This window comes from Nocardiopsis sp. KDC1DS13DA1, from assembly GCF_055632325.1.
In genome coordinates, this window is sequence record NZ_JBVMUY010000024.1 from 23,244 (window position 1) to 35,546 (window position 12,303).

At 72.9% G+C, this 12,303-nt stretch carries 1 protein-coding gene; it reads left to right on the plus strand.

The features are described 5' to 3' along the window. Nucleotides 1-549: 549 nt before the first annotated feature. Nucleotides 550-12,303 (plus strand): ADP-ribosyltransferase (locus tag ACTVAJ_RS16180; protein WP_470388992.1); only part of this gene is annotated, 11,754 nt, incomplete at its 3' end.

Sequence of the window (12,303 nt, forward strand, 5' to 3'; positions counted from 1 at the left end):
CGAGGGTTTTCACCGCATCGGCACCCGTGGCCAATTCGTGATTCCCCGCCCACCCGGACGCGTTTTTCTACCACGATTTCGCATCGGATGGCAATGGGGAGACCGAATGCCAACCGGAAGAACGGAAACGGTGTTCGGGGTCACACTCCTCAGGAGAAAGTTCCGCCAGTCGAAATCCGTGGTCACCCGCCAGACGGGGCGACATCCGAAGCCTCGGCCGAAACAGGAATCAGTCGATTTGGGGCCCCCGTTCCATTCGGGGTGCGCGAAGGGCCGGGAGGATCGCGCACGACAGCGCGGAGTGCCGCGGAGCGAGAACCCCACCCGACCGCCGGAGGTGGCACATCAATCCGAAGGGAGAGTGTCAACAACCAATACCACATAAAAACAATCAAACAAAAAGTAACTACCAAGCACTTCCACATCTGACGCGACGGTGCTAGCTTCGACCGCACTGGCCTCACCGAGGGGACGGGATCCGGGAGGCCCGTGGGTACGGGCGGAACCGTGCGCGCGCGGACGGGCGGCGGTCGGGGGGAGGTGCGTCGCGTGCCACTGAGCCACGACATGAGCGACGGGGCGCGGTACACGCTCGCGGCGCTCACCGGGATCGTCATGCCCTCGGCCGTCCCACCGAACCTGCGCACCCTGGCCGACCTGTACGAGACCGTCGGCAAGCGCGTCACCGAGGAGCTCATGGAGCTCCTGGAGATGGTGCGCCGCCGGGTGCGCGCCGATTTCTCCGGTCGGGCCGCGGACTACTTCGACCGTTCGGTCGCCCAGTTCACCACCGGGGAGAACGACTACGTCGGCAAGGTCGGAGCCATCTCGTCCCAGATGGCCCAGGAACTGCGCAAGGCCGCGGCCAACGCCGAGTACATGGCCATGATGATCATCGGCCAGCTCATCCAGCTGATCGTGGAAATCGCCTGGGCGATCGCCTCCGCCTACTGGACGTTCGGCGCCTCGCTGAAATGGATCCCCATCTTCAAGGCGATCCGCAGCCTGGCCATGCGCCGCATCCTCGCCTGGTTCCTGCTCACCGTCCCCAGCCACCTGATCATCTCGCAGATCTTCGCGAGCATGGACAGCATCATCCAGCGGATCCAGCTCAACAACGGCAGCCGCGACGCGTGGGACCACGACCTGACCAAGGGCGCGCACCTCGGTGCGGTCTTCGAGGGGCTGATCTCCGCGGCCCTGTCGGGCGGGGTCGACATCCTGCTCGACGGCCAGATCACGAAGGTCATCAACAAGAACCTGCTCGACCTGGACGACCTCCCGGACCCGCCACCGATCACCAACCCCAAACCGGATCCGGTCCCCGACCCGGTCGCGGACCCGCCACCGGTCGCCAAACCCAGGCCCGAGCCGGTTCCGGAGGAAGCGCCGCCGATCGCCAACCCCAAACCGGATCCGGACCCGGACGATCTGCCACCCGCCACCGGCCCCAGGCCCGAGCCGGAGCGGGACACCCTGCCCCCGCCGGGCAGGGGCCTCAACCACGATCTGGCCGACGTGTTCACCCGGAACAACGACGAGCTCGGAGTCCCCTTCACACAGGGCGACGCACCCGGTGTCGGCAGCTGGGCCAACGACGTCAGCGCCGCGAACCTGCGCAGGGACTTCGCCGACCTGTTCGAGCGCCACTTCGGCGACGATCTCGGCTCGGCCGCCGCCAGGAGGCTGGGCGAGGACTACGCCGACGCCTTCGCCCGGAACTGGCCAGGCCCCGACCTGTCCGCACACCTGCGACAGGCGCTCGGCGACTCCCTGCCTCCCCCGGTCCGGGACCACCTCGCCGACACGGTGCCGAACACGCTCGTCAAGGGCCTCGCCGACCTGCGCACCGGAAAGGGCGCCTACGCCCAGAACCTGGGGCTGGGCGCGAGCACGGGGGCACTGGAGGGGTACCTCGGCGAGGGCGTGGCCAACGCGGCCCTGGAGGGCGAGTGGAAGGCCTCCGGGTTCTCCGCCAGCGCGGGAGCCACCAACGCCACGGCCCAGACGGTGGTGACGGACGCCTCCGTCACGGGCATCGACGCGTTGCGGGGCGGACCGGACCTGCCGCCTCCGCTCACCGCTCCGCCGACGGCCTCCACCGGGAACCCGTCCGACGGCACGTCGGAGGACACCCCGACGGACACCGGCGCGACCGGAGGCCGGGACGGGTCGAACCGGGACTCCGACGATGGCGGCGGCCCGGACGGCCGCGGTTCGCACGACGGGAGCCGCGATGAGGGGCGCGGTGACGACGGCGGGTCGGACGGCCCCGGGAGGGGGAGCGGCCGCGGTTCTGAGGCCGACGGCGGCACGGAGACCCCCGTCGGAGACGGGACCGACGACACGGACCCGGTCGGCGACCGCGGCGGCGGACGAGGGGACGGGAACGGCACGGCCGGTCGTGGCGACGCCTCGGGTGCCCCGGGCTCGGGGAGCGACCCGGCCACCGCCCAGCGGGACGTCCCTCCGTCACCGGACGCGCCCGCGAACGACAACCCCTACGTCACGCCCTTCGCCTCCGAACTCACGGACGAGCCGCCCTCCGCCTCCGAGCCCGGAGCCTCCGAGCGGCCCGGCGCGACCGAACCGACCGCGCAGACCCGGGAGAGCGGTCAGGACGACCAGGCCCGGACACCCGGAGGCGAGACCGCCCCCGCGGCGTCCGAGGCACCCGTCCGGTCCGACGGCGACCAGAACACCACCGACTCCGACCCGGACGTCGACTGGCCGCTCGGCGACCTCTACGACTCCACCGGCGCGGAGAACCCGGGTGACGGTCCCGGGACGTCTCCGCCCTTCCCCTCCTCCCCCCTCGACCTCTCCGGGCTGTTCGACCCCAAGGAGTCCCTCCTCACCCCGGATCTGAGCTTCCTCGACCCCAAGGCGGGTCTGGGGCTCCCCCAGTCGCCCCTCCCCTGGCTGACCGAGGACCTGCGGATCTTCGCCGTCCCCGAGATCACGCCCGACCCGTCCGCGGGCACCACCACCGACGGGGACGCGCCCCCGGTCGCCCAGACCGCACCGGGTACGACCCCCCTCAGCGGTCAGGGCGACACGAACCAGCGATCCACGACCCAGCAGGCGAACCCGGGGACGCAGCCCGCCGCCCGCACCGCTCCCCCGGCCCCCCGGGGGCACCAGACGGACCAGCAGCCTCCGGCCGCGGTGCCGACGACGAGCCGCGACGCGGACGGCCACGGCCCCACGGACACGGCTCCTCCCCCGCCCGAGCAGGTGTCCACCTCCTCCGAGGCGTCCGACAACGCCCAGCCCCCGGAGGGCGCCTCCACCGCGACCAACGACCGCCAGGCACCACCTCCCGGGGAGACCGCCCAGAACAGCGGCGACGGACGGACCGCTGCGCCGAACCCGGCCGACGGCGCACCGCCCCCGCCCCGCCGGACCGGGTACGAGGGCAGCCTCACACCGGACCGCTCGGGACGGACCTACCACCTGGGCTATCTGACCGCGTCCACCCTGGTCGGTCCGCACATGGCCGCCGCCGAGAACGTGGACACGTTCGTCGAGAACACCCTCGACGACGTGGGCGGCCTGGACGACCCCGCCCGTGAGCGGATCATGGAGGCGTTCGCCGAGGTCTTCCGGGACCACGGGCCGCGCCCGTTCCTGGCCCCGGGCGGCCACACGGTGCGCGTCCAGGGCCCCGACGGCACCTGGACCGCCACCCTGGACCTGTCCACCCCGGACGACGACTTCCGGCACGTGCCGACCCGCCCGGCGGACGACGCCGCCCAGACCGCGGTGCTGCGGACCCAGACGGCGGGGATCGGCGTCAACGACCACGACAGCGGGTCCCGTGCCGGAAGCAAGTCCGTCGGCGCCAAGTTCACCGCCAGCCCGGTGTACGTGGCCGACATCGGTGTGGCCAGGGCCGGCCCCCTCGTGTCACTGGGCGGCCGTTTCGGCACCCGTGTGCGCGGCACCGAGGTGGGCGCGTCCGCCTCCGCCAACAGCGACACCGAGATCTGGCAGTTGGCGCCGCCCGAGCTGTACGCGGCCGACCTGGACATGGATCTGACCGTCACGCCCCCGGCGGCACCTCCGACGGGCGGTACCGAGTCCGGAGGGTCGGCTCCGGTGCCCGCGCCCGGTCCGCACACCGCCCGCGGCCGGTCGACCAACAGCCTGGTCCTCAACCTGCCCGGGGAGGTGGTCGCCCATCCGGACCTGCCGCCGAGGATCGCACTGCACTCCGGCCCGACCCCCGCGCCGGGTCAGCCGCCGCGCACCGCCGTGCACCATCCGGCGGTCGGCCACCCGCTCTCGGTCGGCGCCATCACCCCGGTCCCCGGCGGTACGGGCGGGGACGACCGCCCGGGTCACACCGGGCTGGGACCGTGGATCGCCGACCACATGCTGACGGACCCCGAGACCAGCATCGCGCAGTGGGTGTCGGAGCACCTGCCCGGCGGCTCCGACCGGCGGCGGCGACGCCTCGACGAGTTCCGGCAGTCGGTCGAGCGCGCGTTCCACCCCGACCAACTGCAGAACCTGCTGCCGCAGATCACCAACACACCGGCGAACATCCGGGTCACCGCCCCCGACGGCAGCGAGCGGATCATGCGACTGTGGTCGGTGCCCAGCTCCTACACCCGCAAGGACCACGCACCTGCGTTGGTCGACCTGCTGCACAACAACACCGCCACCAAGGGGACGTCCTCCTCGGTGAAGCACAGTAAGGGGATCACCGGGACGTTCGGCGGCGGTTTCGGCCTGCACATCGACCTTCCGGGGGGCCGCAGCATCCGTCTGGACGCCCCGTTCGTCGAGTACGCGTACACGTTCGGTTCGAACACGGGCACCACGCGCGGCCAGACGGCGACGTCCAGCACGTTCACGCACGGCACACCCCGGTTCGGGGCCTACGACGTCGAACGGGACTTCTACGTGCAGTTCGAGGGCGAGTCCGACGTCCACCGCTTCCGCGGCAGCTCCGTCGACCTCCTCAACGCCGAGGACGCCCGGACGCTACGGGACCAGGTCGACGCCGGCGACGACTCCGGCACCCCCGCCACGGTTGCGCCGGATGCCCGGGCCAAGGTCCCCCCGTTCCCCAACCTGCGGGGCGACCGCGTCACCGACCTGAGCGGCGCCCACATCCGGGGGTTCGACCGGACCCCGGACAGCGCGACACCCGGCACCGGCGCCGACACCGGCGCAACGGCGGCAGACGGCGACTCCGCGACGACGGCCTCGGACACCGGCACCGACGCATCCGCGGACGACGGTCACCGCTCCGTCCCCGAGGAACTGGGCCACCGCATCCTGACCGGCATCGCGCGGCAGCGCCCCGGCCTGGTCATCCCGGACCTGGCCCGCGGCCGCGGCGACTACGCCCGCCGGCCCGGCAAAGCCGACGCCCCCTACCTCGACCGGTCCCCCCGCGAGCACACCGGTCTGCGCCGCGACCAGGACGTCGCACGCGAGAACACCATGAGGATCCTGGACGCGGTCTCGGAGTCCAACCTCAAGAGCTCGCGCGGCGATCTCGTCGGGGACGGCATCGTCGTCCACCTCACCGAGCCCGCCCTGGTCGACCTGCCCTCCACCGCCAGGGGCAGGGAACTCGCGCGACCGGACACGGTGGCCGTCCGCATCACCGCCGACCTGGGCCCGCTGCGACACACGACGGAGTCCGAGATCAGCTCCGGGGCCCGGGTCAACGGGGCGACCGGGATCACCGGGACCTCGGGGCGCGGGCACACGCACTCCGTCACCGGCAGCGTGGGCATGAACCTCCGCGAGGACGACGGGGCCGACGCGCGCGGCGTTCCGGCCAAGTTCGGCACGCCCTCGGTCTCGCTCACCCTCTCCTCGGGCCGGAGCCGCGGCGTCGGTCAGGGCATCACCCACTCCACCGAGGACCGGGTGATGTTCTCCGGCGGCAACGACGTGTGGACCGCCGACATCCGGTTCGACGCCCGCCTCCACGAACACGACGACCTCGGCCAGGTCCGCGGCGGACGCCCGATCCGTGAACGCGGCATCCCGCTGATCGGCGGGGGTCTGAACGCCAGGACCACCCTGACCACGCCCAAGGTGAGGTCCGCGCCGGACCGGGCCCCGGAACCCGCACGGACGGCGGACCCCGCACCGCTCTCCGCCGACCAGGCGCGCGGCGTCATCCGCCGGGGTTTCGTACCCACCGGTCCGGTGCCCGCTCCGCCTGCGGCGTCGAGCGGGTCGAACGGCCGGGTCGGCCCGATGACCCTGTCGGAGTACCGGGCCAAGGAGATCATCGGGCACGGCGGGACCGTCGAGCAGGTCAACACGGACCTGGGGAGCGGTCCGAACCGGCCCGGTCTGGTCCAGCAGACCTACGACACCTTCGGCACCGCCCGGGACGGTCTCCACCACGGCTACAGCCGCAAACTGGAGCACCTGCTCACCGACACGCCCGCCGCCCGGAGGACGTTCGAGAACCGGCTCTCCGGGCAGACCCTGGCGACCGACCCCAGCGCCGGCTCGTCCTCGGGGGCGCGCACCCGGCAGGAGATGAGCGGCGGCCTGTTCTCACCGCACGACATCCGTACCACCATCGCGACCCGGGTCGAACTCGAGTCGATCACCGACTTCTTCCCCGTGGACGCGCAGATCTGGTGGAACAGCGGCACCGAGATCTCCCTGGCCACCGACGACGGCACGTCCCTGGCCTGGTCGGGCCGCGTCGGGTTCAGCGGTACCGACAACCCCAACCCCGCGGGCTCGGACGGTTCCACGCCCAGCGAGGCGATCCGGCCCATCCCGGTCGGCGGCCCCTCGTTCGGCTTCACGCCGTACAGCACCCACCGTTCCGCCTCGCACGGGAACCAGTTCTCCTCGTCGGTGCTGTTCATCCCCCAGGTCGCGTGGTCCTACGCGTTCCGCGGGTCCGGCCACATCACCCAGGCCATGGAGTTCCTGAAGAACTGGAGCATCGGCCCCACCATCCCGTGGAACATCCGCTACCGGGGGTGGCGGGTCCCGGTGCAGAACCTGTTCGCCGGGTACGTGCACGCCCACGACGCCCACGCCTCCCACCTGGTCCAGGACGCGGTCACCGACACCGGCAGCGGCCCCGTCCCGGGTGTCCAGCCCAACCCGAAGCGGCCGGACGACCTGGTGGTGCGGCCGGGTTTCGAGAACACCGGCCGGCAGATGCGCCCGGCCGACCCCAACGCCTCCCTCCAGAACCTGGTCGACGACCTGGCGCGCGACGGCCTCGAACTGACCGGCAACAGCCGCGAACAGCTGCTGCACGGCCTCACCACCCAGCTGGGCAACAAGCCCGCGGCGTCGGTTCCGGTACCGGTCAAGGTCCGCCCGATCGGGCAGACCGCGCACAGGTCCTCCGACGCCAAGGTGTACGTGAACCAGCGGGCGACCCGGACCGACATCCGGTTCGTCGGATTCGCGGCCGACTACATCGAGTCGCGGTCCTGGAGGGACACCAGGGGCCACGGTGAGAGCCGCGGCACGTCCGCAACGCTGGGAGTGGACGGCACGGCCCTCCAGCCGACCGGCTACGACGGGGACGAGAGCGGTCCCGAGGAACAGCCCGGCAGCCGTCCGCTGTTCGTCGCACCCTCCGCCGGACTCAGCACGGGCACCGGCCGGACCTCGGGCACGGGCTCCTCGGACTCGGCGACACGCACGGTCGAACTCCAGATGCACGTGCCCTACGCCAAGATCACCCAGGACACCGACCTCACCCTGACCCTGGAACTGGGCGTGCCCGACACCGACGCGGGCGCCGGGACGCCGGACGGCGACGGCCCCACCGGCGGGGAGCGCAGAACCACCTTCACCGGCCGCGGTCCGGGCGGCGAGATCGAGACGCTGTTCCCGTTCGCGTACCTGGCCCCCGCTCCGTCGCCGACCACCGGTACAAGCGCATCGGGCGCCGACGACACGACGGCACAGGCGGGTCCCTCGGGCACCGGCACGGACCGCGGCACCCGGAACGACCGGAACCAGGACGGCCGGGACCAGGGCGACGGGGCGCGGGACGGCCGGGACCAGGACGGCCGGGTGCGGGACGAGCAGAACCAGGACGGCGGGGACGGCGCCGCGCCGGACCACCCCCGGAGCACCCCGTTCGCGTCGCTGGACGACATGATGCGCACCTGGACGACGGACACCCGCGGCGCGGCACCGGACGACATCGCCCCCTCGCACGACACCGTGATCCTCCCGGTCGCGGTGCAGGACCACGGTCAGGCGGTCAGGGACACCGCCATGATCGTCATCGCCAGGTCGCTGGGCTGGACCCCGCCCGCCGACGCGGTGCGGGACGGCGCCTACACCCCTGGGGCGGTCGACGACGCCCGCTCCCACATCGCCGCGGAGCTCAAGCTCGACACCCGGCACAACGCGATCGACCACAGCCTGGACGACGACGCCCTCCAGGCCCTGTACCCGAGTGCCTCCCGTGCGGACGGCGGCGTCCGGCTGCTGACCATCGGCCGGACCGAGTGGGCCGTCAAGGCGCTCCCGGACATGTCCGCCCCCAAGATCCTGGACGTCGTCCCCGGCACCCGGATCAGCGACAACCTCACCCACGGCGGTGGCGAGAACCGGTCCCGGGAGGAGACCTCCACCACCGGAGGCAACGCGGACGCCCTCCGTGCCATGGGGTTGAGCACCCAGGCCGCCCACGACTACGACGGCCACGAGGGCATCTACCCCGGCGGGGCGGGTCACAGCTCCTCCCGGACGGAGGGCGCGGGCCGGGGCGTCGACAAGCCGGTCAAGCGCTACCCGCAGTCGGACCGCCTCCGGCAGGGCCCCGCCTACCTGGTCGAGTTCGACACCAGATGGGCGATCGGCGCAGCCTCGAAACTGCCCAGACTCACGTCCTGGATGAAGAGCGTCACCGGCTCCGGACCCGAGACCGGCCCCTCCCCCTCGCACGGCAAGCCCGCACGTTGGCAGCTCGGGGACACCTCCACCAGGCTCACCGGATGGGTCTCCGAGGACGACGCCGTCGGGATGGGCATTCTCACCCGGGCCCAGGCCGACCAGCTGCGGCCGACGTTCAACGAGCTGCACGCGGCGCTCCAGGCCTTCGCCGACGCCGAGAAGTCCTACGCCGACGCCCGCGGACCCCTGGAGGACCTGGCCGACGACGTCGTCAACGGCGGCGACGGAGCCGCCCGGCAGCGCTACGACGCGCAGAAGGCCAGGTACGACCAGGCGCTGGCCGACTTCAACCGCAGCATCGACCGGTGGACGGCCACCCTCGACGCGACGCGGAACATCGTCGAGGACCCCCGGGACATGACCCTCCCCCGAGGCAAGGGGAAGGCGTCCGAGGGGCCCCTTCCGACGATCACCGAGTCCACCGAACCGCCCGGCCCCTCGGTGCCGGACGAGGCCCGGCGTCTGCGCGACCTGGCCGCCGACCTCACAGCCGAGGCCCGGGACCTCCGATCGGGCCTCCAGGGCGCCCTGGACCGGGAGGCCCGGGCCGGTGACGACGTGGAACGGCTGGAGCAGGACGTCCAGCGCCTGGCGGAGCGGGACATCCCGCAGGCCGACCGGGACCGGGAGGCCGCCGAACGGACCCGGTCCGGGCTCAAGCCCCAGGTGGCTTCCGCCCGCGAGGCGGCGGAGAACGCGCAGACGCAGGCCCGGGACGCGGACGACGCCGTCACCGACCTCACCGCACGGCACACCGAACAGCGGTCCCAGGCCGACGACGCCCGGGGCAAGGCCGACCAGGCCCGGGACGAGGCTCGGAACGCCACCGCCGCACGCGACACCGCGGAACAGGAACTCGACACACGGACACGGGAGACCGCCGACCTCGCGCAGAGGGTCCGCGATCTCGGTGCCCGCGTCCGGTCTCTGGAGACGGCCGACCGGGAGGCCCGGAACGGCCACGCCCTGGCCCTCGACGCGGCCCGGGCCGAACGCGACCGCCACGGCTCGCACCGGGAACAGGGCCCACGGGACACCGCGGACCCCGACTCGGTCCGCGCCTGGGAGCGGGAGGCCGACCGGCTCGACGGTTCCGCCAGATCCCTGGAGGAGGCCGCCGACCAGGCCCTGGCGGCCGCCGAGGAGGCCGCCCGGAACCTCACGGACACCCGGGCCGAACACGACCGGCTGGCGACCGGGCTCGACGCCCGACGGGACGGGGACGCCCGGGTCGAGGAGCGTGTCCGGGAGCTCCGGGACCGCGCGGACGGACTCCGGACGGCGGCCACCCGGGCGGAGCGGACCGCGGACACGGCGCGAAGCCGCGCCGACGAGTTGCTCGGCCAGCGCGACACCGCCAGGGAGAAGGCCGTATCGGCCGCGGCCCGCGCGACCGAACTCCGGAACAGGGCCGACGACCTCGACACCCGGTTCGCCGAGGCCGAGTCCGCCCTCACCGATCACCGGCGGACCCTGGACTCGTTGATCCGGGAGCTCGGTACCGCGGAGAACGACCTCGACGCGCGCCGGAGGGACCTGGCCGACGCCCGTGACGAGGCCACCGAGATCCGCGTCACGGCGCGGGACCTCGAACAGCGGGCCGGGCGCGCACTGCGGGACGCCGACCGGATCGAGGCGCGGGCACAGCGGCCACCGGGCCTCCCGTCGGAGCGGGCCGCGGACGAGGACGCGGCCGGCACCAGCGACCCGGACGCCATCAGCCCGCTCCCGCGGACGGGCCCACCCGTCGCCGACCTGTCGCACCTGACCGATGCGACCGTCATGGCCGTCCGCACCCCGCCCGCCCAGGGGTGGCCCGCGCCGCCCGCCTGGGGTCAGGGGCTGAGCCCCGAGGGGATGACGCACGCGCGGACGTTCGACACCGACGAGGACTCCGCCGCGTACCTGACGCGGAACATGCCGCCACCGCCGATGAACACGACGGAGAACGCCTACGTCCGGTACTACACGGCCGAGGGCAGCTACGTCATCAACAACGAGCTGCGCTCGGGGGTCACCCCGGAACGCGCCACCCCGAGCATGCGGAACGCGGTACGCGATCTGGACGCGGTTCTGGACCGCGCACGGGCTCCCGAGCCGATCCTGCTGTACCGGAGCATCGACCTCCTGCCCGACCAGCTCGACGCCTCACCCAACTTCCCCGACCACATGGCGGCGCTGGTCGGTCGGACGTTCACCGACCCCGGTTACGGGTCCGCCGCCATGTCGCACCAGCCGCTCCACCCCGACCGGCGGATCCAGTTCTCCATCAGGGTCCCGCGGGGCTACCCCGTGCTGAACGCGATGGACGTTCCCGGCGTCACGAACCGCGACGAGCACGAGGTGATGATCCGGCGCGGCTCAACCTACCTCGTCCACAGCGTCACCCGGCTGCCCGACGACCAGTACGGACTCAAACGCTGGTCGGTCGAGGTCGAGATCGTGCCGGACGGCTGGACCCCGCCGACGCGGTCGTCCACGGGCTCCGACGACACGTCCACCGGCGGCCGGGACGGCGGACACGGTGACGGCACCGGGTCCGGGCGCGGCGCGGGCGGCGGCGCCGGTGCGGGGAGAGGTCGCGGTCAGGGTGCGCCGCCACCGCCCGCAACACACGACGACGACGGCGCCGACTGGCCGCTCGGCGACACCGACGGTACCCAGGACGACACGACCCCCGCCGACCCTGCGGCAGGGCCCCCGGGCGACCCGCGGGACCTGTTCGGCCTCGCCGCACCGCCGCCCTGGCTGCCCGGCCTGGACCCCAAGGAACCCACCCAACCGTTCACGAACGGCAAAGCGCCCTTCGACCCCAACGGACTGCTCCACCTGCCCTTCCCCGACACCGCCCCCGCCCCGACGACCGACCAGAGGCCGGAACAGACACCGGACACCACCCCGTGGCCCGCTCCCCCCGCCTGGGGCCAGGGCGTCCACCCCCAGGGCATGCGTGAGGGCCACACCCCGGGCACCACCGCGGACCTGCCCCGGGTCCTGTCACCGACCGCCCTGACCGACGAGCAGGCGTCGGTCGTGGACGCCTTCACCGCACCCGGCGGCGCCACCGCCCTCAACGACGCCCTGCGCGAGGGAACCGGCACCCAGGACCAGCACAACACCGTGGACACCCTCGACGCACTCACCGAGAGTTCGACCACCCCCGACGCACTGATCCTGCACCACCACACGGACACGACATTCGCCGACCGGCTGGGCATCCCCCTCACCGACCCGAACGCACGCGAGAACCTGGTCGGCCGCACCTACACCGAGCCCGGCTACATCGGCACCACCACCACCGCCCCGCAACTCGACCACCGCACCCCCGTCCACATCATCCTCAAAGTGCCCCAGGGCTACCCCGCACTCACCACCGCC